The organism is Olivibacter sp. EAT-5 (assembly GCF_044784325.1).
GTDB lineage: Bacteria > Bacteroidota > Bacteroidia > Sphingobacteriales > Sphingobacteriaceae > Olivibacter > Olivibacter oleidegradans.
This window is the reverse complement of the sequence record NZ_CP173028.1, coordinates 419832-445623: the sequence shown is the minus strand read 5'-3', so window position 1 is coordinate 445623 and position 25792 is coordinate 419832. Positions and strand designations below refer to the sequence as shown.

General features: G+C 42.4%; 16 protein-coding genes and 1 riboswitch. Of the genes, 7 read left to right on the top strand and 9 right to left on the bottom strand.

Going from position 1 to position 25792, the window contains the following annotated elements:
• Nucleotides 1-34: 34 nt before the first annotated feature.
• From ACH11B_RS02055 to ACH11B_RS02045, 3 genes are all read right to left on the bottom strand, one after another.
• Nucleotides 35-1696, bottom strand: a complete 1662-nt coding sequence (locus tag ACH11B_RS02055) for a RagB/SusD family nutrient uptake outer membrane protein (RefSeq protein WP_377612905.1) — start codon at nucleotides 1694-1696, stop codon at nucleotides 35-37.
• A complete protein-coding gene (locus ACH11B_RS02050; protein WP_377612903.1) occupies nucleotides 1696-4764 on the bottom strand; it encodes a SusC/RagA family TonB-linked outer membrane protein in 3069 nt (1022 codons plus the stop codon). The genes ACH11B_RS02055 and ACH11B_RS02050 overlap by 1 nt, the downstream gene beginning before the upstream one ends.
• A gap of 759 nt (nucleotides 4765-5523) precedes the next feature.
• Nucleotides 5524-5937: an OsmC family peroxiredoxin gene (locus tag ACH11B_RS02045; protein ID WP_013663694.1), complete on the bottom strand. Its 414-nt coding sequence runs from the start codon at nucleotides 5935-5937 to the stop codon at nucleotides 5524-5526.
• Between the two features lie 177 nt (nucleotides 5938-6114).
• Here ACH11B_RS02045 and ACH11B_RS02040 point away from each other — a divergent pair, with 177 nt between their 5' ends.
• Nucleotides 6115-6642, top strand: a complete 528-nt coding sequence (locus ACH11B_RS02040) for a hypothetical protein (protein ID WP_377612901.1) — start codon at nucleotides 6115-6117, stop codon at nucleotides 6640-6642.
• 4 nt (nucleotides 6643-6646) lie between these two features.
• On the opposite strand, the gene metF is transcribed toward ACH11B_RS02040, so the two are convergent.
• The 5 genes from metF to ACH11B_RS02015 form a co-directional block, all read right to left on the bottom strand.
• Nucleotides 6647-7603, bottom strand: a complete 957-nt coding sequence (gene metF, locus ACH11B_RS02035) for a methylenetetrahydrofolate reductase [NAD(P)H] (RefSeq protein WP_130858529.1) — start codon at nucleotides 7601-7603, stop codon at nucleotides 6647-6649.
• 7 nt (nucleotides 7604-7610) lie between these two features.
• Nucleotides 7611-8027: a four helix bundle protein gene (locus ACH11B_RS02030; RefSeq protein ID WP_130858528.1), complete on the bottom strand. Its 417-nt coding sequence runs from the start codon at nucleotides 8025-8027 to the stop codon at nucleotides 7611-7613.
• 136 nt (nucleotides 8028-8163) lie between these two features.
• Nucleotides 8164-11856 carry a methionine synthase gene (metH, locus tag ACH11B_RS02025; protein WP_377612899.1) on the bottom strand — a complete coding sequence of 1231 codons (3693 nt, stop codon included), beginning with the start codon at nucleotides 11854-11856 and terminating at the stop codon, nucleotides 8164-8166.
• A gap of 100 nt (nucleotides 11857-11956) precedes the next feature.
• A riboswitch (SAM riboswitch) is annotated at nucleotides 11957-12059 on the bottom strand.
• Between the two features lie 98 nt (nucleotides 12060-12157).
• Entirely contained in the window at nucleotides 12158-12724 is a 567-nt protein-coding gene (locus tag ACH11B_RS02020) for a DUF4833 domain-containing protein (protein ID WP_130858526.1), read from the bottom strand.
• Between the two features lie 197 nt (nucleotides 12725-12921).
• Entirely contained in the window at nucleotides 12922-13488 is a 567-nt protein-coding gene (locus ACH11B_RS02015) for a hypothetical protein (protein ID WP_013663688.1), read from the bottom strand.
• Nucleotides 13489-13925: 437 nt separating this feature from the next.
• On the opposite strand from ACH11B_RS02015, the gene ACH11B_RS02010 reads away from it, so the two are divergent.
• The 6 genes from ACH11B_RS02010 (at nucleotide 13926) to ACH11B_RS01985 (ending at nucleotide 24708) form a co-directional block, all read left to right on the top strand.
• Nucleotides 13926-15545 (top strand): S41 family peptidase, encoded by a 1620-nt coding sequence (locus ACH11B_RS02010; protein WP_013663687.1) that lies wholly within the window; start codon nucleotides 13926-13928, stop codon nucleotides 15543-15545.
• A 125-nt stretch (nucleotides 15546-15670) separates the two neighbouring features.
• Nucleotides 15671-18784 (top strand): SusC/RagA family TonB-linked outer membrane protein, encoded by a 3114-nt coding sequence (locus tag ACH11B_RS02005; RefSeq protein WP_377612897.1) that lies wholly within the window; start codon nucleotides 15671-15673, stop codon nucleotides 18782-18784.
• 100 nt (nucleotides 18785-18884) lie between these two features.
• On the top strand, nucleotides 18885-20444 hold the full coding sequence (locus tag ACH11B_RS02000; RefSeq protein WP_377612895.1) for a SusD/RagB family nutrient-binding outer membrane lipoprotein: 1560 nt from the start codon (nucleotides 18885-18887) through the stop codon (nucleotides 20442-20444).
• Between the two features lie 30 nt (nucleotides 20445-20474).
• Complete coding sequence (locus ACH11B_RS01995; RefSeq protein ID WP_377612893.1) at nucleotides 20475-22463, top strand: alpha/beta hydrolase family protein; 1989 nt, start codon at nucleotides 20475-20477, stop codon at nucleotides 22461-22463.
• Between the two features lie 19 nt (nucleotides 22464-22482).
• Complete coding sequence (locus ACH11B_RS01990) at nucleotides 22483-23931, top strand: Gfo/Idh/MocA family protein (protein ID WP_377612891.1); 1449 nt, start codon at nucleotides 22483-22485, stop codon at nucleotides 23929-23931.
• A gap of 45 nt (nucleotides 23932-23976) precedes the next feature.
• Nucleotides 23977-24708 carry a glucosamine-6-phosphate deaminase gene (locus ACH11B_RS01985; protein ID WP_377612889.1) on the top strand — a complete coding sequence of 244 codons (732 nt, stop codon included), beginning with the start codon at nucleotides 23977-23979 and terminating at the stop codon, nucleotides 24706-24708.
• 14 nt (nucleotides 24709-24722) lie between these two features.
• Here the strand turns inward: ACH11B_RS01985 and ACH11B_RS01980 are convergent, their stop codons facing one another.
• Complete coding sequence (locus ACH11B_RS01980; RefSeq protein ID WP_377612887.1) at nucleotides 24723-25736, bottom strand: LacI family DNA-binding transcriptional regulator; 1014 nt, start codon at nucleotides 25734-25736, stop codon at nucleotides 24723-24725.
• Nucleotides 25737-25792: the final 56 nt, after the last annotated feature.

The following is a 25792-nucleotide window of genomic DNA, read 5'->3' as shown; positions in this document are numbered from 1 at the left end:
GTTACATTTCCCTTTGTATCGATTGAATCGAGTATTAAAAATTGGTTCCTTCTTTATCCCACCAAAGACGGGTCCCGCCATTGTCGGGGCCTCCTAAAAGTTGGATGGCTTTTTGAACCTCAGCAGCATTTGTATTGTATTCGTTCTGAGGGAAAGGTAGCCTCCTAATCTGTACTTCAGTATCGATCAGGCCTCCACTGTTATTAACAACCACCGGGAAAATCCTCGGATAGCCGGTCCGTCTAAATTCACTCCAAGCTTCCTGACCTTCAGGAAAGATAGCTAACCATTTCTGTGTGATAATGCGCTCCAGTTTTTCTTCTGCTGTCGCGCCTTCGTTCCATTGTACGGTAATGGTTGTCGGTGCGGGGGCATTATTGCGGCTGTTCCGAGGGTCAACATAGGCAATAGGTGTATTGGTGTTATTTTGTATATAAGCGTTGGCTCCTTGTACACCCCATTGACTAAAGGAGCTTTGGATGCCCTGTTCATAAAGAGCCTGTACGGATCCACCGGCATTGGCCCATCCCCGAAGAGCGGCTTCTGCTCTTAGGAAATATACTTCAGCGGCGGTCATCAACATCGGTGCGGTACTTGCGCTAAAGGTAGGCGTACCATCGTTTATGTTGAGCGAAGAATAACCGATATAAGCGTCTTTCGTTAGCCCCGCAGCACCTGCCCGAATCCCTTTGTACTGACCGGTTATGACCTTGTCGGTTGCCTTGTCCATGTATTTGGCTATGCGCGGATCTTTATAGCCCACCATATAAGATTCCAGGGAGGCATTGATTCGGGTATCCCCCCAGTTTTTAGCTATAAAGTAAAGTGGGTTGGAAAAATTGGCATCCGATGGAACCGTTATGCGGAAATTATCGGCGTTATTGTCGATGACACCACCATTGGCGGGATCCAGTGCCTTTTCAGCTTCGGTTTGCGCCAACTGAGGGTTTGCTTTTACGATACGCATCGCCAAACGTAAACGGAGCGAGTTGGCCAGACGAATCCATTTTTGGAAGCGTGTTTTGTTATCAACTCCCTGGTAGACCAGGTCTGCCTCCCCGATATTCGCAGGCACCTGTGTTGTGTCGGTACCGTTATTGAAGGTTAATAATAAATTACGTGCCGTGTCGAGTTCCAGGAACAGCCGTTTATAAATATCTTCCTGGCTATCATAGGGGATACTGCCGGTAATACCTACACGGCTGTATGGAATAGGGCCGTAGATATCAGTTACACGGCTGGTTGCTTCTGCCTTTACTACCAGGGCGGCTGCCCATACTGCCGGATATGTTTCTGCAAGGCCGTTGTTTTTAAGCTTATTCAGCGAATTCAGAACGTTTACATAAAGCACTTTGAAAGGTTCACCGTTCCAGCCGTTGACCATCGCATAATTGAGGTTGTTCTGTCCGCTGTTAAAAGGTGTGGGTGACATAAAATAGCCACTGTAAACATCGGCATTCAGATTCTGCTGCACCTGGTACGAATTCGGATCGCCGCCACCTGAAAAATTATAGATAGACATTTGCGCCTGACGGAAGAAAATTTCCAGATCCTGACCATTCGGCTTCAGATCTTCATCCGAAACGCCAGTATTATTGGTGTTGAGATCCTCAAAATCTTTTGTACAGCTGCTAAATCCGATCGCCAACGCTGTAAAAAGGACCATATATTTATTCAAAATTTTTGTCGTATTCATTAGAAAGTTGCATTTAGTGTTAAACCATAGCTGCGTGTAGCGGGCATCATGAAGATATCCAGACCGCTCAATGTATTGCCGGTTGACATCGTTACCTCGGGGTCAAAAGGAGCCTTTTTGTAGAAATAGATAAGGTTTCTTCCAACGGCTGACACTTTCAGGTTCTTGATAAATCCTTCTTTCAATGGGATGTCATATCCGAGTGTAAGTTCGCGTAGACGGACTACCGTTCCATCATAGATATAATTGCTGGTTACAGGCCCGATACCACCGGTTGAAGTATACCAAACCTGCGGATCGATCGTATTCACTGCGTTGCCTTGCGGATCTACACCGTTGATGGATACCCCGCCTGCTAAACGCGCATCGCCGGTCGCCTTTGATACGCCATAACCGTCCATAACGGATTGGGTTACGGACAGGACATCATAGTTGAACTTTCCGTCAATTAAAAATGAAAGCGAAAATTTCTTATAACTTAAATTGTTGTTCCACCCCATTTGCCAGAGCGGATTGGCGTTACCAAGCTTGGTATATTCCGAATTTTTCAAGGGGATGCCGTCCGCGCTGATCATAATTCTGCCCTGATCATCCCGTTGGAAATCCTGCCCGTAGATATCGCCAAAAGAGCCTCCAACTTCAAATTTTGAAGCAAAGTTATTTCTACTTTCACCCGTTAAAGCAAACTCCTGAATGTTATCGGAAAGTTCGATGATTTTGTTTTTGTTATAGGAATAATTCAGGCTCGTTGTCCAGTTGAAATTTTCTGATCGAATGGCATCGAAACTGATGAGTGCTTCAACACCCTGATTCTGGATGTTTCCTGCATTGATTGCGTAGGTGTCATAGAATGAAGCCTGACTGGCGGCAATTTTAAAGAATTGATTTTTTGTGTTCGTCTTGTAATAGGTTAAGTCTACCCCCAAGCGGCTATCAAAGAATTTCCATTCCGTACCGATTTCCAACGAGTTGGTAATCTCCGGTTTCAACTCTTTCAGGAAGGTAGTGGTGTTCATTCCGATTACACCGTATGGATTCAATGTGTTCAACAGATAGGTAGTATATGGAGGAAGATCATTACCGACCTGGGCGTACGAACCACGGATTTTCGCGAGATTGATAAAATCCGGGAAGTTGAGTTTTTCATTCAGGGCAAGTCCCAAACCTACAGACGGGTAGAAGAAGGAGCTGTTATTCGTGAAACTCAATGTACTCGACCAGTCGTTTCTCGCGGTAAGATCCAAAAATACCCAGTTGTCATAGGACAGGTTCGCACTGGCAAATATAGATTGCAATTGCCTTCTATTTCTGGCTAGGGTGCTGATATTTGGTGTTTCGGAGTTTTGCATGGTAAACACATTAGCGGTTGATAAACCGGCCGTGCCGCTGTTGTAATTTGACCCTTCTGTTTTCCAATCAGTAATGCTTGTACCTACTACACCGGTAATGCTTAGTTTATCCGCCACCTGGAAGTTCATGTTGGCGATCAAATCGGCATACTGTTGCGTAATTGTGGTATTTGTATAATTATAGGCGCCACCCGGGCGAGCTAAAATGTTATGTGTGCCGGCAAAGATCTTTGTTTCGTATACTTCACTGGTACGATCAAGACTTCCACGTGCCTGAACAGAAAGCCAGGGAGCCACTTTGTATTTGGCGCTGGCATTCAGTAATAACCGGTTTCTGTTCGAATAGTTCTGGTTGCGGTTAACAATCCACCAAGGGTTCTGTTGAGTGGTTTCGCTGTCCGAAAGAAATGGCCAGTTCTGATCATTCAGGTTTTTCTGTGCGTTGAATTGCTCAAAGGTCTTATAAGGGGCAATATCCATGCCCCGTGGAAATAGGTACAATCCTACCATCGGATTGAAATAGAAGCCCGTTTGCGGTGCATTATCCAACTTCTGGGAGATGTAGTTCGCACCGGCCGAAACCTGTAGTTTGTCGTCCAAAAAATTAGCCGTTTCCTTAAAGTTGAGGTTATGTCTACTTAGGTCGTTGTTGGGCTGTATACCCTTTGCCTGTGTATTGGCATACGAAAAATAGGTCTGCATTTTATCATTACCGCCAGACAGGCTCAGCGAGTTTGTTAGATTACTTCCTGTTCGCAGAAACGCAGACACATTATCGTACTTCCTGCTGTCAGTTGCGGCACCCCAGCTGTTTAAGGAAGAGGTATTGGAAACCCCATCCATTCCCTGGCCGAAGCTGTTCTGGAATTCAGGCGTGTAAGCTGCTCGATCTATTAAAGCGCTGGAAGAGAAGTTAATGACCGCTCTGCCGGATTTACCGGATTTGGTAGTGATCAGAATAACCCCATTTGCTGCCTGACTGCCATATAAAGCGGCCGCTGAGGCACCTTTCAGGACTGATATGTTCTCAATATCCTCTGGATTAATTGTAGAAATGGGATCACCGGGATCGCGTTCACCTCCGAACACATTCCCTGGTTGTGCACCGGTTGTATTGTTATTAATAGGCACACCGTCGATCACATATAATACCTGATTGTTTCCGGAGGCCGATTTGTTCCCACGGAGTACAACTTTGGCCGAACCTCCCGGTCCGGACGAGCTGGGAGCAATGTTAACACCCGCCACTTTACCATTTAGCGTATTAATGAGATTCGGGCTTTTTGCTTTATTTAATTCCTCAGCACCGACCTGTTGGGTGGAATAGGTCAGCGATTTTTGCGCCCGGTTAATACCAAGTGCAGTTACTACCACACCTTCAAGCTCTTGTGCCGAAGCGGTTAGCGTAATATTTAAGGTAGTGGTCTGCGCATTGATCGGCATCGTTCTGGCGTCATACCCAATAGAACTGATACTTAAAGAGCTGGCATTTTCGGGTACATTTAGCTGAAATTTGCCATCGACATCAGTTGATGTAGCGATATTGGTTCCGACCACTTTAATAGTAGCCGCGATAATAGGAGATTGATCCTGTGCATCGGTTACTGTACCCGTTAGTTGTCGTGTTTGTGCAAATGCACTCAAATGGGGCATAGTTAACATCAAAATCGCAAAAAACAGCGATTTCAATGAACACAACGTTTGGTTATTGATTTTCATTGGAATGAATTTGTTTTTTAATGGCAATGAAGCTTGCATAAATTATTCATTTGCATTTGTTTGTTCATTTCGTGTCTAATCCAAAGGTGTTATTCATGAACGTTTATGTTCAATGGTATCATGAGCTCATGTCACTCGGTTCATGCTACCTTCGGCGGTTCAATGACATTCATGAACTCACTACATTCAGTTATTTACTGTCTTCAGTATTGCAATTTATGCAGGTTTCATCTGTGTTACATTTTATGATATAAAAGTTCTTTCGATAAAGCCTCACGCTTTACCGTTGCATTCCTGCCTGTGCTATATTTGGCAGGTCCAGTTTATCATAATCTTAGGTTTGAAGGGTTATCGCCTCAACGGGAGGGGGATTCGTATGAGGTGCAAACGTGTAAAAAGTTGAAACAGGTAAAAGGGTATATTGCCAGTTGGTTGCTGACAACAAATAGAGATTAAATTGGGTGAATCTCAGTTTTGAAAAATAGTTAGCCATGTGTGATAATAAAACGCCATACATAATCTTTTCGCATCAACGGTTCCGTGCACGCAGAAAGAAATCTCAGAAAAGTAAAATGTGTTTGTTTTAGTATGTTGTTAAAAGCTTTTAGCAAGCATACGGTTCAAAGGTAGGATTTAATTTAATAAGTACGAATACGGGTCTCGTTTTTTGAGAAAATAACGAGAAATGTTACAAAGATAAATCCTTTACGACGCTCAGGTTGAGAATAAAAATGATTGGGTAAAGGATTTATCCTTTATTTACTCTTCTAAATGTGCGTCTACAGCAATATTTGTATTTAACAATTTAGAGATGGGACAGTTCTTTTCTGCATCGGTTACCAATTCATCTAACTTCGTTTTAGGAATACCGGGGATTTTTGCCCGAACCGTTAGAAAAGAGCTCGTAACGCTTCCGTCCTTTAATTCGATGTTACAGGTAGTTTCCAACTTTTCTACTTCAAAACCTGCCGCATCAATGTTAAAGGCAAGTTTCATGGTAAAACATCCGGCATGAGCTGCCGCGACGAGTTCTTCCGGATTGGTGCCTTTTGCATCTTCGAAACGGGTTTTATAGGAGTAAGGAGTTTCCTCAAGTACATTACTTTGTGTGGTTAGTGTGCCATTTCCTTCTTTTCCTGTTCCTTGCCAAACGGCCGTTGCGCTTCTTTTCATTTTAAAATTGTCTTAATTTTTCTATAAAGTTTGATTAACAACAAATATAATGCAGTTTTGTTTCTTTCAAAGAAGTACGTAGGTCCGATCTTGAGCAAGGTGGAAGCTTCGAACGAATTAATTATTTACAGATGAAATCGAGATGTAAACCGGACGCATATTAAAATAAATAATAGGATGAAATTGAATTTATTACGTTTTGTTTTTCTTTCTTGTTTAAGTATGTTGACTTTGACGGCCCAAGCCCAGAAAATCGATAAAGAATTTCGAAGTTTTTACAAGGGGCTTCAGCGAAATATAGAGACGGATAGAGTGGATGCGATAACAAATATCGTACATTTTCCTTTACAAACGATTTATTGGGTAGACGAGCTGAATAACCTAAGTGAAGAAGAAAAGCGAGATGGTTTATTAGAGTCTGAGGATTTTGATCGTTATCGATCGGTTATCTTCAATGAAGATGTAAAGCGAATAATTCCCCTGCGACAAGTGGAGCAAGTGCAGCAAATTGATATTGAATCGAGTGGCGACTATTATAAAAGGCTTGCTGAATTAATTGACCCTGGTAGTACGTTGCTGGAACTGTACTGCCAATACGGAGAATATGATACAGTAGGAGATAATTATTTTGCTTTTGTATTTGGCAAAGTCAATGGCGAATACCGGATACTTGCCTATTATACGGACACAAGAGTTAAAGAGTAGGGGGTTAAAATACCCCCTGTATAATTCTTTTGGTCGGTTCCGGGTTACCCATTGTGTAAAAATGCAATACAGGTGCTCCCATTTTTATAAGGTCTTTACACTGCTGGATCATCCATTCAATGCCAACATCTTTTACCTCTTTTTCACTTTTGCAGGCTTGTACGGCCTTGCTTAACTCTAAAGGTATATCCAAATGGAAAACCTTCGGCAGGCTTGTAAGCTGTTTACTGGTGGTAAGGGGCTTTAATCCCGGAATAATGGGGATGTTAATATCGTTAGCACGGCATTTATCAACAAAGGCTTTATATTTATTGACATCAAAGAACATCTGGGTCACAATAAAATTGGCGCCTAGATCCACTTTTTGTTTCAGGTATTGGAAATCAGTTTCAAGGTTCGGCGCTTCGAAATGCTTCTCTGGATATCCCGCCACCCCAATGCAGAAATCGGTCTTCTCAGTATTGTCCATATAGTCATGCAAGTATTGACCATTATTCATGTTAACGACGTGTTGTAGCAGATCGGATGCATAGGCGTGGCCTCCGGGAGTTGGTACAAAGGAGCTTTCGCTTTTTCGTGCATCGCCACGTAGTACAAGAACGTTATCAATACCTAAAAATTGTAAATCAATTAAAGCATTTTCCGTTTCTTCTTTTGTAAATCCACCACAGATAAGATGTGGTACGGCATCTACCTTGTATTTATTCATAATAGCTGCACAGGTTGCAACGGTACTTGGCCGTTTGCGATATGCCACCTTTTCCAGCAAACCGTTTGGATGTTGCTTGTAAATATAGTCTTCTCTTAAATAAGTAACATCGATAAAAGGGGGATTGAACTCCATTAAGGGATCAATGGTATTAAAGATGCCTTGAATACTTTGCCCTTTGATGGGAGGGAGCAGTTCGAAGGAGATGAGGGTTTTGTTTTTCGCGTTTGAGATATGATCTGTTATTTTCATTAATTGGTTATTCGTTGTTAGTTATTTGTTGATCGTTTAAATTTCGATTTAGCTTCAGAAAGCCTCTATAATATCTTATGAACCCGTTAAGTAATTTCTTGCATTTTTCGACTAGATGTAAGCAAAAATTAAGATGTTCTTGGCATAAATATGTTAAATCAAAAGATAATATTAATTGTGTTTCTAATTCGTAAAGTGAGCCTCTAGCAATATAAAAGAATTGTAAGCTATCTTTTGGACTGTTTCTGCCACACCCTTCAGCGATATTGGATGGAATTGAAACAGCACTTCGTTGAATCTGGTTTGTTATTCCGTATTGTTCTTCTTTAGGAAAGTTTTTTGTTGCTAGATATATTTCTTTTACTAGTCCTCTGGTCTCTTTCCATACGTCGAGTTCAGTATAAGGTTTGTTGCCACTTTTCATTTTAATGTTCTTATTTTGGTTAATTTGTATTTATGTATCGCTCAAAATAATCATTATGCAACTTTTTTACACTAATAACTTTTAGTTAGGTTAACCAACAACCAACAACCAATAACTAACAACCAACAACCCGCAACTAATACCCCAAATTCGGGCCCAACCATCTTTCAACGACCTCTACCGTTTCATTCTTCCGTTTGGCATAGTCTTCTATTTGATCTTTTCCTAACTTCCCAACACCGAAGTACCTGGATTCAGGATGAGAGAAATAGAAACCGCTAACGGCAGCGGTTGGATGCATGGCTAAACTTTCGGTTAGGTAAATGCCGGTGTTCTCTTCGGCATCTAAAATATTGAAAAGCGTAATTTTCTCTGTATGTTCCGGACAGGCAGGGTATCCCGGTGCCGGGCGGATTCCGGCATATTGTTCCTTAATCAATTCTTCATTGCTAAGTTGCTCATCGCTGGAATAACCCCAGTATTCTTTGCGCACCATTTCGTGCATCTTTTCGGCGAAAGCTTCAGCCAGTCGATCAGCCAAGGCTTTTACCATAATGCTGTTATAATCGTCATAATTCTTTTCATATTCGGCGACAAGTTTATCACAGCCAATACCGGTGGTAACGGCAAAGCCTCCCCAATAATCATTTACGCGACTGCCGACCGGAGCAATAAAATCCGATAAGGCATAATAGGGTTGGTCTTTTGCTTTTTCCGCCTGCTGACGTAAGGTATGGATCCGTGTTAGTATTTCCTTTCGCTCTTCATCCTTATATAAAACGATATCATCGCCAGTAGCGTTAGCCGGCCAAAAGCCAATCACACCTTTAGCGGTTAACAATTTGTTGGAGACGATTTCTTGTAATAACTTTTTCGCATCATCAAACAGTTTGCTTGCTTCTGTACCGACGGTTTTATCGGTTAAAATACGAGGATAGCTGCCGCGTAGCTCCCACGTATGGAAGAAGGGAGTCCAATCGATATAAGGTAATAAATCGTCAAGCGGAAAGTCATCAAACACCTTAGTGCCTAAAAAGGCGGGTTTGGGAGCTTGGTAGCTTTCCCAATTAATTTGAAATCTCTTTGCTCTCGCTTCTTCAATAGGTACTAGCTTTTTCTCCGATTTCTTTCGAAGGTGATTCTCTCTGGCTTGATCGTATTCGGCGCGAATAGTGGCAGCATAACTCTCTTTACTTTCCGGGTTGAGTAAGTTACTGGCAACGGTAACACTACGGGAAGCATCTAATACATGCACAATGGTGCCCGAATAATTAGGAGCGATTTTTACGGCTGCATGAATACGGGATGTGGTGGCCCCTCCGATCATAATCGGAATTTTAAAACCTTCTCGTTCAGCTTCTTTGGCAACATGCACCATTTCATCAAGGGAGGGTGTGATAAGACCACTCAAACCTATAATATCAACTTGGTGTTTTCGGGCTTCGTCCAATATTTTTTGGCTAGGTACCATAACGCCTAAGTCGATTATTTCAAAGTTGTTGCAGGCTAGGACCACGCCGACAATGTTTTTTCCAATATCATGCACATCCCCCTTTACCGTAGCCATCAGAATCTTGCCCGCATTTTTTCTGTCGCCGGCCGAAGGGTTCTTCGCTTTTTCGGCTTCAATGAAAGGCAGTAAGTAAGCAACAGCTTTCTTCATGACGCGAGCCGATTTCACAACCTGGGGTAAAAACATTTTTCCCGCTCCGAAAAGATCGCCCACGATATTCATTCCGTCCATTAATGGACCTTCGATGACTTCCAAAGGACGAGGGTACTTTAGGCGGGCTTCCTCCACATCGTCGTCCAAAAATTCGATAATTCCTTTAACCAACGCATGTGATAATCGCTCTTCAACCGGGCCGCTGCGCCACTCGGCACTTTTTACTTCTGCCTTATCTTTACTTTTAACGGTTTCTGCAAATTCGACTAGGCGCTCGGTAGCATCTTCCCGACGATTGAGTAAGACATCCTCCACATAAGTTAGTAGGGTTGGATCGATTTCTTCGTATACTTCCAACATGCCGGCATTAACGATGCCCATATCTAACCCGGCTTTGATGGCGTGATATAAGAATGCTGCATGCATCGCTTCACGAACAACATTATTGCCTCTAAAGGAGAAAGATATATTACTTACACCGCCACTCACCTTCGCCAGCGGCAGATTTTGCTTGATCCATTGGGTCGCGTTTATAAAGTCGACCGCGTAATTATTGTGCTCTTCTAAGCCGGTAGCAACGGTTAAGATGTTGGGATCAAAAATAATGTCTTGTGGAGGAAAGCCTACCTCATTTACAAGTATATCGTAAGAACGCTTACATATTTCGATGCGGCGTTCGTACGAATCAGCTTGGCCAACTTCATCAAAAGCCATAACTACAACAGCGGCGCCGTAGTGCATAATGGTCGTAGCTCGTTCCTTGAACAAATCTTCCCCTTCTTTCAGAGAAATGGAATTGACGATGCCTTTACCTTGTAAGCATTTCAAACCTGCTTCAATGACTGACCATTTTGATGAGTCGACCATGATAGGAAGCTTGGCAATGTCCGGTTCGGAAGCAATGAGATTCAAGAAGCGGGTCATAGCGGCTTCTGAATCCAACATTCCCTCGTCCATATTGACATCAATTACTTGCGCTCCGCCTTCTACCTGTTGGCGGGCAACTGATAACGCCGCTTCAAAATCGCCGCTGAGAATGAGTTTGGCAAATTTGGGCGAACCAGTTACATTGGTCCGCTCGCCAATATTCATAAAGACGCTATCTGGGGTATAGGTAATGGGTTCTAAGCCGCTTAAACGTAAAAACGGCTCTGGTTTCGGTACTTTTCTTGGTTTTGCTTTCGCCGCTTTATCGGCAATACACCGAATATGTTTTGGCGTGGTACCACAGCATCCACCAACGATATTGACAAAGCCACTTTCAATAAAATCTTCTATTAAGTGCGCAGTTTCGTGCGGTTGTTCGTCGTAACCGCCAAATTCATTTGGTAATCCGGCATTGGGATAAGCGGAAACATAACAGCCCGCTTTTTCTGAAAGCTCTTCAATATGCGGACGCATTTCTTTTGCTCCCAAGGCGCAGTTGAGACCTATACTTAGGATATTTCCATGGTTAATAGAATTAAGGAAAGCCTCTACGGTTTGACCGGAGAGTGTTCTGCCACTGGCATCGGTAATGGTGCCGGAGATCATGATATCGATCGATTCACTGCGTTTACCGGCCGCTTTTAATTCGTTTTCATATTGGATGATAGCAAAAATGGCTGCCTTGGCATTCAGGGTGTCGAAGATCGTTTCAATCAGCAGGATATCAGCACCGCCATCAATCAAGCCACGTACTTGTTCATAATAAGCATTTACTAGATCGTCGAATGTTACTGCCCGATAACCGGGATCGTTAACATCGGGCGACAAGGACGCGGTTCTGTTGGTTGGACCGATTGCACCCGCTACGAAGCGGGGTTTCGCCGGATTTTTGTGTGTAAACTGCGTGGCAGCCTCTTTGGCAATTCGAGCTCCCTCGTAGTTTAACTCATACACCAAAGATTCCATTTGGTAATCTGCCATTGATATTACCTGCGAGCTAAAAGTGTTCGTCTCAATAATATCAGCGCCAGCTTCGAGGTAAGCCTCATGTATCTCTTTTATGATAAGCGGCTGGGTTATGTTCAGTAAATCATTATTGCCTTTTACTTCACAGGGGTGATTTATAAACCGTTCGCCACGGAAATCAGCTTCGCTGAGTCCATAGGGTTGAATCATCGTGCCCATTGCACCATCGATGATCAAAATGCGTTTGTTCAATTCTTCTCTAATACTCATACGGCACTTAAACCATATACAGGTTGTTATCTATCTCCCAAATAGATATTTTATCGTTAAAATGATGCTTGCATTGAGAAAAAGCCTAGAAAATGACTTTTGCTTATCTTTCCCGATATTGAATCAGGTAGAATGTAGCACCTTGTAAGCACAGGTTGCCAAGACTTCGCAGGGTCTAATCCCTCCGTCTTTCTCAATAAGCATTGCAAATGTCGGTAATAATTTGATGATTATCAAATGTTATTTGAATGATGTGGTTAGGCGAATTTTTTAAAATGCTGCTGTCCGGTCTATTGGCCGTCTATTCATCCATAGGGATCATATGTTTAAGTTTCTGACCGGATTGGCTGTCTTTGCAGATTAATTCAATATAATCAACGTTTGGTTTAAAAAGCGAGCCACCATTGATCCGCACAAATATACGTTCAACGATAGCCGGCTTATTGTTAATGGAAGTAAAGGCTTCATATTGTTTGCTTAAAGGGCAATAAGCCAAACGGAAGGGGATGCTTTTACATGAAGTTAAGCGGATTTCGTATTCATTATCGCTTACCTTTTTGTGGTCAATTCCATAGGCAAATTTTCGTTGAATATAGGATAGATCTTTCCGCTCGCCATCTTCTTCATATAAGATCCAATAGGCGCTAACGGGCTCATCTTCGTCAATTTTACCATCTTTTTTGTTCAGCGTATAAACGACCGTGTTCTTGTTGGGATCGCGTTGTAGATAAAATAATTGCTCCTTTTCATTCGGAACCGGCAACTTCGTCTTGTCTACTTGTTTGCTGGAATTGTTGCTGGAATCCTGTGCACATACATGATTGCCATAAAGAGAGGATGCAACCAATAATAAAACAAAAGTCTTCATAGGCCATTGGTTTAATATGATGCTTTAATTTATTATCTTTTTGGATTTAGGAGCAAGCTTTGTACCAAACTTAACGAAAATGTCTTGCATTTGCAAATCCGGAGAAAAGAGCGCTTACAAGCGGGGAAGACAATAGAGAGGAGATGTATTATATGAAAAGCAGTGTCAATTTTTAGCTAAACCCGGATTTGAAAGAGTTAGTAGAGCCGTTTCGTTAATTGCTCTTCTACGGCACGAAAGACTTGAATTGGTTTATGGTTACGCCAGCTCATTTCATCTAGGTGGCCACCAAAATTGATAAAATAATCAATGTTTGAATTTTTGAATTCATCAATTACATGGTGTCTGAAGTTAAGTCCTGCAATCCAGCCATCCTCTATTTCCTGAAACCATTCTTCATAATAGCAATCATCCGAAGCGTGGAAATTCAATATGTTTTCACCTATGAGAATAAATTTGTTAATTCCTTGCGCAATCATCAGTTCGATAACTTCTCTTTTAAGTAACATGATGTCGTTGTTAATGGCATCATTCCATTCGCCAATCATTTCAATGATCGCATATTGATGATCATAATCAGCAAAAAGTATCTTCAGATACAAGGTGTTGGAACCGAAGTAATCCCATTGGGGATGTAATAGAAAATTATAAATCTGCTTATCGAATTCAAATTCGTTATACTCGGTACCGTAAAAGGGCGAAAGTTCATCTTCTGATGCGACGTAGTCGTCTCGCCAACGATAAAAGGGTTCAATCTCGTGCATTGTTTGTTCAGTGTTTTGCCAATAAAGAACTTTTCTTCTGTAATAAATATTTTATTGACTGGTGTATGTTAACGGAGTAGTTTAACAGGCTTGTTAAAAGACAGTCCAATAATGCAAATATTCTACACAAAATTAGATAAAATTGCTTTGATATACAATAAGACGCTGCGAGCTGAAGTGTTGTCTTGATAAGGACCTAAGACGCCTGCCTGCCGGCAGGCAGGTAAGTAGCAGGACATAGGACAATAGATATAGGTGATAGAATAATATAGTCTTGAAACTTAAGTCTTGATACCTGATACCTATATTCACTTGTGCTATAAACTCACATATTTATGCTATTAAAACAAAAAAATGCTAAAGCGAAATCCCTGTAAAATCCTCCCTTTCTGTTAGAATTTTCTTTATTATAGTTAACTTAGCAGCACTAAAACACTATGAGTCCCGAAACTAGAAAAAACTTACTAACCGCTGCCACTTATGCCGGGGTGCTTTTCGTAGGTTTATTGTTGGGGCAAAGTTTTGTGGATGAGGAGTCAAAAAATTCTTCCGGAATTCTACCCTCCGTTTTGGTTGATAAAAGTGGCAAGCTACAACGATTGATCCAAGTTGTAAATGACCGGTATGTAGACGTAGTGGGCATCGATACTCTTCAGGATTTTGCGATTAAGCAAGTTTTATCTCATCTGGACCCACATTCAACCTATATGCCGCCTAGCCTTGCAAAGGCGATGGGAGAAGAACTGAATGGCAGTTTTGATGGTATAGGCTTAGAATACTATCGCCTTCGCGATACACTTATGATTACGGCATTGACGCCTAATGGTCCTGCAGAGAAGGCTGGTGTGGAAATAGGCGACAAGCTAATAGGTGTGGATGATAAACCTATTTCCGGTGTAAATATGAAAGAACAGGAGGTTGCGGCAAGAGTTCGGGGAAAAAGAGGCAGTACGGTTAATCTCTGGATTAATCGAAAGGGGGTCGATTTAACGGAACCGATTAAAGTAATCCGCGACAAGATCATCGTAAGTAGCATTGATGCAGCTTATATCATTGACACGGCTATTGCTTATATCAAAATTAAGCGTTTTGGTGCGCAAACGGCCAGTGACTTTAGAAAACATATAAATCGAATGAAGCAATATGGTGTGGATAAGCTCATTATCGATTTAAGGGAAAATGGCGGGGGCTATTTGCGTGCAGCAACGGCTTTGGCAAGCGAATTTTTTAAGGAAAAGAAGTTGTTGGTTTATACGCAAGGAGCTCACGAACCCCGAACTGAATATTATTCAAAAGGGGATGGTGTTTTTGAAGAAGGTGAGCTTGCCATTTTAATCGATGAACGTTCCGCATCGGCCAGTGAAATTGTGGCAGGAGCTGTACAAGACTTAGATCGAGGTATCGTTGTTGGTAGACGTTCTTTCGGAAAAGGGCTTGTTCAAGATCAATTTGATTTTGACGATGGTTCAGCCATTAATTTAACGATTGCGAGATATTATACTCCATCTGGTAGGAGTATCCAAAAATCCTATAAAGACGGATTGGAAAAGTATTTTAACGAAATCAATCGGAGGTACATTTCCGGAGAACTGACTCAGAATGAAAACACTAGTCCACTTGATACATCCTTATTGAAAGGAATGCTTTATCATACGAGTTCGGGTCGCCCTATTTATGGTGGTGGGGGCATTATGCCGGATATTTACGTGCCGATCGATACGCTGGGTGCCAATAGCTTCTATAAAAAAGTGCTGAAGACTAACCTGATAAATGATTACGTTTATAGCCGGCTGGTTTCAACTCCCGCGGACTTTTCGATTGATCATTTTTTAACTCACTATAGTTTACCAAAGGACACATATAGTAATTTCGTGGAGTTGGCAAGACGTAATGAAATCGAGTTTAATAAAAGGGAAGTTGAGGTCGCTCGTAAACTCATAGAACTCGATATGAAAGCGCTGATAGCGAGGTTTTTCTTCGGGAGTGAAGCCTATTTTAAGATAAAAAACGGGTCGGACCATATGCTCGCACGAACCATAGAAGCGTTGAAACGCTGATTTGTTTTTCGATAACGTTCTCGGTGATTTCCTCCTAAATTTTTGCCATTCAGAGCGGTTTCTCATTTTTTTGAATAATGCAAAGGGATAGATCCCTTCGTATTACCAACCCTAAGTGAGAAATTATGAAAAGAATCTTGCCTTTTAAAGCCTTTCTGCGAACATTTTTGCAAATATGGATGGTGTTTTTAATGCCTATTGTGGTATGTTCACAGCAACGCGGCAACATAGGGGGCGTCGTTAAGAGTCAAAGCGACGGACAACCAATCCCCGGTGTAAGTGTAAAAGTAAAAGGAGCGAAAACCGGTACCTCTACTGATACCAAGGGAAATTTTAGTTTAGCGGCAAAAGAGGGTGATGTACTGGTTTTTTCTTCCGTTGGTTACCAGTCTAAGGAAGTGCCTATTAGTTCCGATCAAATGCTAAATATCACCTTGGTAGAAGATGCTGCTCAATTAAGCGAAGTTGTTGTTACCGCATTGGGTATAGAACGACAAACACGATCACTAACCTATGCCACCCAAGAATTGAAAAACAATGATCTGACAAACGTTAAAGATCCTGGCGGCAATGTAATGAATGCCTTAAACGGTAAGGTAGCCGGTGCGGTTGTTACGCCCGCGGCCACAGGACCGGGTGGTGCTGTGCGTGTAGTTTTACGAGGTAACCGTTCAATAAGTGGGAACAATAACGCATTGATTGTGGTAGATGGGGTACCCATCGATAATACGATGACCACCGAACAAGGGGGCGGTGGATCGGCAAACACGGTGGCTACACAGCAAAAGAGCTTAAGTAGCGGATATTCAGGAAGTGATGGCGGTGCAAGTATCAATCCGGAAGATGTAGAATCGGTAACTGTGCTGAAAGGACCGGCTGCGGCGGCACTTTACGGAAGCCGCGCTGCAAATGGCGCCCTCATGATCACGACTAAGAAAGGTAAAGAGGGAGCTGTACGCCTTAATTACAGTGGAGGCGTGGCAATAGATAAGCCTATGCTGTTAATGGATCTACAAAACAGTTTCGGTAGGGGTAACGGTGGTGTGTTCGGAGCGGATGCGGCCGGAAGTTGGGGTGCGCCTACGCAAACATATCCAAATAATGTTCGTGATTTCTATGATACCGGAACGACACTGAATAATTCGATAAGCGTTTCAGGTGGTACCGGAAAGATGCAAGGTTATGCTTCTTATACCAATAACATCATCACCGGTATTATTCCAAAAAATCGATTGGATAGAAATACGCTGAATTTACGCTTAAACAATGAAATACTTCCAGGGCTGACGACAGATATCAAACTTACCTATGTCAATCAAAAAATAAAGAATAAACCCCGATTAGGGGACAATGGTGTAACGAATGAGGCGCTCATTATGCCTCGGGACCTATCTCCGGAAGAGTTAAGGGATTTTGAAACCATCAATGAGGAAACGCTACAACCACAACCAAAATATTGGACAAACAGTTCCTTTTTTCAAAATCCTTATTGGGACATCTATCGCATGTCTTTAAATGAAGAACGCAATCGTATCATGTTGGTTGGATCCGTTAAATATCAATTGACCGATTGGTTGTTTGCTCAGGGGCGCTTCAGTTTAGATCGGTACGATGATAAAATAACAGGTTCTTTTTATGCCGGAACGCTTCCTATTCCAACGCTTACCGGCGGCAGGTATCAGGAGAACAATGTGAATAGGTGGGAACGCAATATAGACTTCCTCTTATCGGGAACGAATAAAATTGGAGCTGATTTTGGAGTGAACTATAACATTGGTGCAGCAGTCTTGAACAATAGCGGCTATAATACGCAGGCTCTGGCGAATGGATTGCGTATACCGAACATGTTTGATTTAAATTTTGCGAGCACACCTGCTTTCAGTAACATCGTGGCAAAGAAGGAAATCCAGTCGGTTTACGGAAGTGCGCAATTGAATTATAAGGAACAACTATACCTGGATGTCACTGCAAGAAACGACTGGTCGTCCACACTGCCCGCACCTCATAGTTATTTTTATCCATCTTTTGGGTTGTCGGGTCTGCTTTCTGAGATGGTTCAGCTCCCATCATGGGTGAGTTATGCTAAGGTGAGAGGAGCTTATACACAAGTGGGAAATGATGCGGATCCTTACTTGCTTCAACAGACCTATTCTTATAGTCCGGGCGCCGGTAGTGGTTTCGTAGCACGTGATCAGATTAAATATATTGACAACTTGAAACCCGAAAAAACAAAGGCATGGGAAATCGGTACTGAGTGGCGATTTTTTGATGGGCGATTAGGTTTGGACGCTTCCGTCTATAAAACGAATACCGTAAACCAATTAATCTTTATCGGACTTCCTCAACCATCTGGCTACAATAATCAGTATGTTAATGTAGGTGATATTCAGAATAAAGGTATGGAATTGATGTTAACGGGTAATCCAGTTAAAAAGGAAGGATTTAATTGGAATACGACCGTGAATTTTGCGCTGAATCGAAATAAGGTGTTATCCTTACTTCCAGGAATTGAGCAAGCGAGCATTTCCCCTTCAACCAATTTTGGGAGCTTATTAATCAAGCCCGGGGGAGCCTATGGGGATATTTATGGCTATAAGTGGGCAAGAAATGAGGATGGACAGTATCAAATCAATGCGAATGGTCTTCCTGTCGTAGAGCAATTGCAGAAGATCGGAAATTTTAATCCCGACTACACGTTAAGCTGGTTGAACCAGTTCGATTACAAACAATTTAATTTCTCCTTTATGGTTGACGGTCGTGTTGGTGGTACCGTTGTTTCGGGAACAGATGCTATGTTAGCCTACTTTGGTTTAGGTGATTATACGACCGCTTACCGGGATGGCGGGCTGATTTTAGCAGGTGTTCATGCAGATGGAAGCCGGAATACGACCGCCATATCCGCTGAACAACTTTGGACTCAAGTTTCGCAGGGAGGTACAAATGCCTACGGTGAATTTTTCACCTATGATGCTACCAATTTCCGACTTCGAGAACTCTCTGTAGGTTATACGTTGAACATGAAACGATCTCCTATTAAAACGGCTCGTTTTTCATTGACGGCTCGGAATTTGTTCTTTTTTTATCGCGGGAAATCAAAGCTCGATATTCCGGGTATTGGAAAAAGAACCTTGCCGGTTGACCCCGAGGTAGCCATAGGAACTAGCAACTTTCAGGGTATTGAAAGTGGGATATTACCGTCCACACGCAGCTTCGGGTTTAATGTAAATCTATCTTTCTAATCAAAATCTGCAATTATGAAACCGAGAAGTAAATAATATTGACATACAGTACAATTATTATTTACTCGAGTTCTCATCAGCAATTAAAAGAAATAATACGATGAAAATAAGAGCTATCTATATAGTCGCATCCATTTGGTTACTGGCAATAGCAGGGTGTACCGGCGACTTCGACGAAATTAATACCAATCCTTCCAAACTGACCGAAGCCGGTGCACGTGAGCTTCCTTTTATGTTTTCGAGAGCACAATCGGCAGCAACCATACATCGCCCTTACTATCAGACGATATCGATCCTAATGCCGGACTTGTACGCGCAGTACTATGCGCTCACAACGACCAGTTTCACTACCGATCGATATGCCATGAATGATGGCTGGCTTTCCCGACCTGCTATTATTACCTACGTTCTTACGATGCCTCAACTTCAGGCAATCTTTGATAATACAGAACGGAGTTCGGGGGAATATGCCTTAGCCAATATCATGAAAGCTTATGTTTTTCATAGATACACCGATCAATATGGACCTGTTCCTTATTTTAAAGCCGGTAGTACGGATAGTAGCATTCCCTATGATTCGCAAGAAGCAATCTATGATGACCTATTTAAGCGACTTGATTCTGCCGTCACCAATTTAAAGAACGGTACAGCAACGAATATCTTTGGTAGTCAGGACTTGATCTATGGTGGCGATGTTGCCAAATGGATTCGATTTGCGAATACATTACGATTGCGAATGGCTATGCGTATATCCAAAGTGGCTCCCGACCGGGCAAAACAAGAAGCGGAAGCTGCGGTTGCCGGCGGTGTCATGGTAGCTAATAGTGAAACCGCCAGCATCGAACGCTCATTAAATGGAGACGATGCCAATGGCTTGGCCTTTAATGCAGCAAACAATGAATTTAGCATGAGTTCTACCATGGCGTCATACTTAAAGGGCTATCAGGATCCTCGGCTTCCTGTTTTTTTTCAAGCAGCGGTGGCCACCGGAGAATTTAAAGGACTTCGTAATGGGTCCTCACCGACGGCAATCAATCTGCCGGGAAACAGGCCTAATCAGACTTCAAACTTAGGCCTGAAATGGGTTCAACGGAATACGGATAATACGGCATGGGTTGCGCAATTAGGTGCAAGGCAAGAGGTAATGGCAGCCGCGGAAGCATATTTTTTATTAGCCGAGGGGGTATTGAATGGATGGAATATGGGAGGTGGTACGGCGCAAAGTTATTATGAAAAAGGAATCGAATTAAGCCTGCAACAATGGGGTATTAATGATGCATCCACAATCAATGCTTACATACAAAGTGATGCTCGACCTATGGCGCCGGGTGATGAAGCAAATTCGCAAGCAGTGAGTGAAATACCGGTTCGCTGGGCCAACAACGAAGCTATGCAGCGAGCACAGATTGCTACACAAAAATGGCTGGCCGTGTTTCCGGATGGGATAGAAGCTTGGGCAGAGTTCAGGCGCACGGGCTACCCTACGATGTATCCGCTTTTACAATCGGATAACGCCGATTTGCCGGTGGGGACATTTATTAAAAGACTGCCATACTCGTCAGTGGAGGCTTCCACAAATGGTGCAGCCTTAGCAGAAGGGAAGAAGTTATTAGGAGGCCCCGATAACGCCGCTACCCGTGTATGGTGGGATGTGGATTAATGATCAAATTAACGAAAGGTGATAATATCAATGCGTCAGCAAGTGCAAGTTCCCGCGGTATTTGAAGAAAAGGAAGCAGCGAATGATTATATCCTGGAACATTATCGGGACTTGGCATCGCGCGCGTCTAACCATTGCTTGTCTGCAAATAAAAGAAAAGAATGGAAGGACATTGCGCCGGCTCTAAGGCAAAAGGTCATTAAAGAAGCTAACCTAAGTTTTTTCAAGACCTTAGACTTTGATGTGAAAGAAACGGCCAAAATTGAGCGGTCAACTTTTCATATCAAAAATATTGCCTTTCAGACCAGACCGTCTGTTTATGCTACTGCGAATCTATATCTGCCAAAAATAGAAGGGCGGTTACCGGCAATTTTAGTTGCCCACGGACATTGGGCCGGAGCAAGAAATGCTGGCCTATTTCGTCAAGTAGCACTTGGTTTAGTAAACGCCGGTTATATTGTATTGACCATGGATGCTTGGGGGGCCGGCGAACGGGGCAGCGTGGCGCATCTAGAAGAATATCATGGTGGCAACTTAGGTGCATCCCTATTTAATATAGGAGAAACCTTAATGGGTATGCAACTGACCGACAATGTGAGAGCGTTGGATTTTTTGTGCTCGCTCCCCATGGTAGATACACAGCGAATAGGTGTTACCGGCGCAAGTGGGGGAGGAAACCAGGCCATGTGGTTAGCGGCTTTAGATGAGCGCATTAAAGCAGTTGTTCCCGTAGTAAGTGTGGGGACCTTTGAATCTTATGTGATGAATAGTAATTGTGTTTGTGAGCTATTGCCAAATGGCTTGACTTTTTTGGAAGAATCACATGCGTTAGGATTGATAGCACCCAGGGCACTTAAGGTATTGAGCGCAATAAGAGAAGATAATCCCTCCTTTTATCATAGTCAGATGCTACATTGTTATAAATATGCAGAAGCGATATATGCTAAATTGGGAGCAAAAGAGAAGTTGGCATATGAATTATTTGATCAAGAACATACCTATTCAGTAGAAATGCTTCGAGCCGCTGTCGATTGGTTTGATCTTCATTTAACAAATAGTAGAAAACAGGTGCATAGAATGGAAGATGCGATTAGTAAAGAAATCGATCAGGAAGTATTGATAACCTACCATCATGCGAGGCCGGTATTTGTGGAAACTACTGAACATTTTTGTCGTGAACGAGGATCGATCTTACACAGCAAAAGTTTATTGGATGAGGCATCGATTCCGGATAAGCTTAAAGAACTAGAGGGTGTACTTGGACACATTGAGGACAAAAAGCTTAGACAGATTATAAAAAAAGGAAAAGAAGGGCTGTGGCAAAAAGTCGTTTTGGAATGCACCAATAACCAGAAAATACCTTTGCTTTTATATGAGCCGGCCAAGGGCTGTACCACATCTTGTAAAGTATTCTTTCATGGGGAGGGAAAAGAAGCAATTCCTCTTCAACTACTAGAGCAGGCCTTCGAGGAAGGGAGCATGTTACTATTAGTAGATCTTTGGGGTTTAGGTGAACAAGGGTCGCCTGCAGCGTTAAAATTAGACGAACATCTGCCTCCTTTCCATACATTGGCACGCTCGGCTTTATGGTTGGGACGAACCGTGCTTGGCGAGTGGTTCTCGGATATGCAAGTCGTATATAGATGGCTAATCGATCAGCAATTTGGATCATTGACCTTTGTCTGTTTTAAAGAACCAAGTGTAGCGGCGCTGCTTTTTTCCACGATGCACAATTTGAAGTCTTTAGTGCTTTATGACTCGCCTTATAGCTATATTTTTGATAGTAGAGAGGGCGTAGATTATTATAATATGTCTATTCATCTTCCGGGTGTCCTTTACTGGGGAGATATCATGACGATGGCCGGTTTAAGTAAAGCGGAGGCCATAGAATTTGTTCGTGCTCGAAGTATGTCGGGTAGGTTGATTGACCTTGAAACAAAACAGCAGTTGGAGAAAGAAATAGCTGTTTTGAAGGCAAGATGGGATCAGGAACATAATATCAATTTTATCATTAACTAATGTTAAATACTAAAATAATATGAAAAGTAACCGTAGAGATTTTTTAAAATATGCAGGGATAACGGGCCTTGGCGTAGTGGGTGGAACAGGTTTAAGTGCATGTAATGATAAAGATGGTTCGAAAGCAAAGGAGGAAGATGGGGCATTGATGCACATTCTAAAAGCGAGTCAAAAAGATCATCACCAAACATTCAATATGTGTGGCTATGCAGCGCCTAAGATGAATGTTGTACGAATTGGATTCATAGGTGTGGGAAATCGAGGAGGTGCGGCAGTTGAACGTATTAGTAGGTTGGATGGTGTAGAGATTAAAGCGATATGTGACATACGTCCCGAACAAGCAAAAAAAGCGAAGGATCGTATTCAATTTTCCGGGCATGAAGCCACTTTGTATCATGATGGTGCCGAAGCTTGGAAGCATGTGTGCGATCGGGATGATATAGATCTGATTTATGTTTGTACGCACTGGGCTCTTCATACACCGGTTGCAGTTTACGCAATGGAACATGGAAAACATGTAGCGGTCGAGATTCCTGCAGCAACTACCGTTGAAGATTGTTGGAGACTGGTAGAAACATCGGAGAAAACGAAGAAGCATTGTATGATGCTTGAAAACTGTTGTTACGATTTCTTTGAATTGTTAACGCTCAATATGGTTCGGCAAGGTTTCTTCGGGGAACTCATTCATGGTGAAGGGGCGTATATACACGATATTTTAGATAGTTTTTTTGATAAAGACGCTAGATGGAATCTCTGGCGTTTACGGGAGAATGCAAAACGGAACGGTGATCTATATCCGACACATGGTATAGGTCCTGTTTGTCAGGCAATGGATATAAATCGCGGAGATTATTTGGACTATATGGTGTCTATGTCGTCCAATGATTTTCTCTTGAAGCCTTTAGCCGAAGAGAAGGCTAAGGAGGATTCAAGTTTCAAAGAATTCATCAACAGTCCTTTTAGGGGAAATATCAATACGAGTACTATACGGACAGGGAAGGGACGGACCATTATGCTGCAACACGATGTGTCATCACCAAGACCGTACTCCCGTATCCATCTATTGAGTGGAACAAAGGCGACGGCACAAAAATATCCACTACCCGGCAAGATTGCTACAAGCCATGAAGGGTGGTTAGAAGACGAGGAAATGAAGTTGCTGGAAGAAAAGTACACGCCTCCCATCGTGAAAAAGATAGGCGAATTAGCGAAAAAAATCGGTGGACATGGAGGAATGGATTTTATGATGGATTGGCGTTTGATCGACTGCCTCCGAAATGGTTTACCGCTAGATATGGATGTTTACGATGCAGCGAGCTGGAGTGTTATCGGTCCTTTGAGCGAATGGTCAGTAGCAAACGGAAGCAAACCCATCCGTATACCGGATTTTACTTCCGGCAAGTGGAAGGAAAATCAACCCTTAGATATGTCGTTAGCGGAAGGAGCAACAACGGGCGCAAGGGTTTAGTGTTGGTAATGGATACAATCATAACATATGTAGAAAATAAAAACTATGGATATTCGTATATTAAAAGACCCAAGGGAACTGGGGCAGGCTGCCGGGAAAGAAGCTGCCAAATTAATTAATGAAGCGATTAATGAGAAGGGATTTGCTAATATAATTTTAGCAACAGGTACCAGTCAATTTGAAACGATTAATCAGTTGATAAAAGAGCAGGTGGACTGGTCAAAGGTTACAATGTTTCATTTAGATGAATACATTAATCTACCGATCAGTCACCCCGCCAGTTTTCGGAAGTACTTGAAGGAGCGCTTTCTTGCTCATGTTCCGTCGCTGAAAGCGGCTTATTTAATTGACGGAGAGTCGGATTCGGGCGAGGTACGAAAAGAACTGAACGACTTGATTCGTCAACATCCGATTGACGTGGCCTTGGTAGGGATTGGGGAAAACGGGCATTTGGCATTTAATGACCCACCAGCTGATTTTGATACGGAAGAGCCTTATTTGGAAGTTATCTTGGACAGGCAATGTCGGATGCAGCAATTAGGAGAGGGCTGGTTTAACTCGCTTGATGAGGTGCCCTCAAAGGCTATCAGCATGTCGGTACGGCAAATCTGTAAGTCAAAGCATATCATTTGCTCAGTACCGGACGCCAGAAAAGCGCAAGCCGTTAAAGATAGCGTTGAACAAAATGTTAGCAATGCTTATCCTGCCAGTATTCTACAGAAACATGCTAGCTGTTCGTTATATCTAGACGAAGCAGCTGCAAGTTTATTAAAATAAGTAGGATTTTCGCTTTAAGCTCTTTGTGTCGACTCTCTGACGATTAATTCTGCAGGTAGTATAATCTCCTGACAAGGAGTTTGCTTTTTAGTTATATGTTTTAAAAGCAATTCACAACTTATGAAGCCGATATCAAAAGCGGGTTCAGCGACCGTACTGATACTTGGACTTACTAAACAGGAAATAGGATCATTGGTGAAACCGATGATCCCTATTTCTTTTCCAATTATTATACCCTGCTTCTTCAGGGTTATACTTGCTCCGACAGCCTTTCTGTCGTTTACGGCGAAAATAGCATTCGGTTTCATGTTTTTTGCCAACTGTAGCAATTCCATTGCGTCTGACTCACCACATTCTTGTGAAAAACCGGAAGCGATAATCCACTCTTCTCTAATGGGTAGACAATGTTTTTTTAAGGCGTCAAGGTAGCCTGTTAGCCGCTTTTCCGTTAATGGAAGATTTCTGGGGCCGGCGATATGTGCTATTTTGGTGTAGCCTTGCTCAACCAAATGACTGGTGGCAAGAAAAGCTCCATTGTAGTCATCTTGTACCACCTTGGAAGTTTCTACCTTTTCAATTACTCTATCAAAAAATACAATAGGTATTTTATTACGAAGAAGGTGCTGTAAGTGATCGCCGGTTTTACAACAGGTAGAAATTAAAAGGCCGTCTAAATTCGCAATAGAAAGATTGTTGATAATTGCCAGTTCTCGCTCCGGCGAATCGTTTGTTACATAAAGTACGATATTATACCCATTATTATAGGCGGCTTCCTGTATGCCTGTAATAACTGTAGAAAAATAGTAATTAGTTATAAATGGCAACACAATGCCGATATTGTGGGATTTTCCGTTAGCTAAGCCCATGGCATTAAAGTTCGGTTTGTAGTGTAGGGCGGTTGCCATTGCTTCGACCTTACTTTTTGTTTCCAAACTTACGTCATGGGCATCTCGTAGTGCCCTCGAAACGGTTGAAACAGATATATTCAGTGCCCGAGCTATATCCTTTATTGTTACGAGATTAGACATGTTGATAAAAAATAAGCTTTCGGTTTTCGAGGAAAATACCAACGCTACCGATAAAT

Coding starts and splice junctions, on each gene's coding strand:
- ACH11B_RS02055 (WP_377612905.1), bottom strand. CDS start 1,696: ATGAATACGACAAAAATTTTGAATAAATATATGGTCCTTTTTACAGCG.
- ACH11B_RS02050 (WP_377612903.1), bottom strand. CDS start 4,764: ATGAAAATCAATAACCAAACGTTGTGTTCATTGAAATCGCTGTTTTTT.
- ACH11B_RS02045 (WP_013663694.1), bottom strand. CDS start 5,937: ATGAAAAGAAGCGCAACGGCCGTTTGGCAAGGAACAGGAAAAGAAGGA.
- ACH11B_RS02040 (WP_377612901.1), top strand. CDS start 6,115: ATGAAATTGAATTTATTACGTTTTGTTTTTCTTTCTTGTTTAAGTATG.
- metF (WP_130858529.1), bottom strand. CDS start 7,603: ATGAAAATAACAGATCATATCTCAAACGCGAAAAACAAAACCCTCATC.
- ACH11B_RS02030 (WP_130858528.1), bottom strand. CDS start 8,027: ATGAAAAGTGGCAACAAACCTTATACTGAACTCGACGTATGGAAAGAG.
- metH (WP_377612899.1), bottom strand. CDS start 11,856: ATGAGTATTAGAGAAGAATTGAACAAACGCATTTTGATCATCGATGGT.
- ACH11B_RS02020 (WP_130858526.1), bottom strand. CDS start 12,724: ATGAAGACTTTTGTTTTATTATTGGTTGCATCCTCTCTTTATGGCAAT.
- ACH11B_RS02015 (WP_013663688.1), bottom strand. CDS start 13,488: ATGCACGAGATTGAACCCTTTTATCGTTGGCGAGACGACTACGTCGCA.
- ACH11B_RS02010 (WP_013663687.1), top strand. CDS start 13,926: ATGAGTCCCGAAACTAGAAAAAACTTACTAACCGCTGCCACTTATGCC.
- ACH11B_RS02005 (WP_377612897.1), top strand. CDS start 15,671: ATGAAAAGAATCTTGCCTTTTAAAGCCTTTCTGCGAACATTTTTGCAA.
- ACH11B_RS02000 (WP_377612895.1), top strand. CDS start 18,885: ATGAAAATAAGAGCTATCTATATAGTCGCATCCATTTGGTTACTGGCA.
- ACH11B_RS01995 (WP_377612893.1), top strand. CDS start 20,475: ATGCGTCAGCAAGTGCAAGTTCCCGCGGTATTTGAAGAAAAGGAAGCA.
- ACH11B_RS01990 (WP_377612891.1), top strand. CDS start 22,483: ATGAAAAGTAACCGTAGAGATTTTTTAAAATATGCAGGGATAACGGGC.
- ACH11B_RS01985 (WP_377612889.1), top strand. CDS start 23,977: ATGGATATTCGTATATTAAAAGACCCAAGGGAACTGGGGCAGGCTGCC.
- ACH11B_RS01980 (WP_377612887.1), bottom strand. CDS start 25,736: ATGTCTAATCTCGTAACAATAAAGGATATAGCTCGGGCACTGAATATA.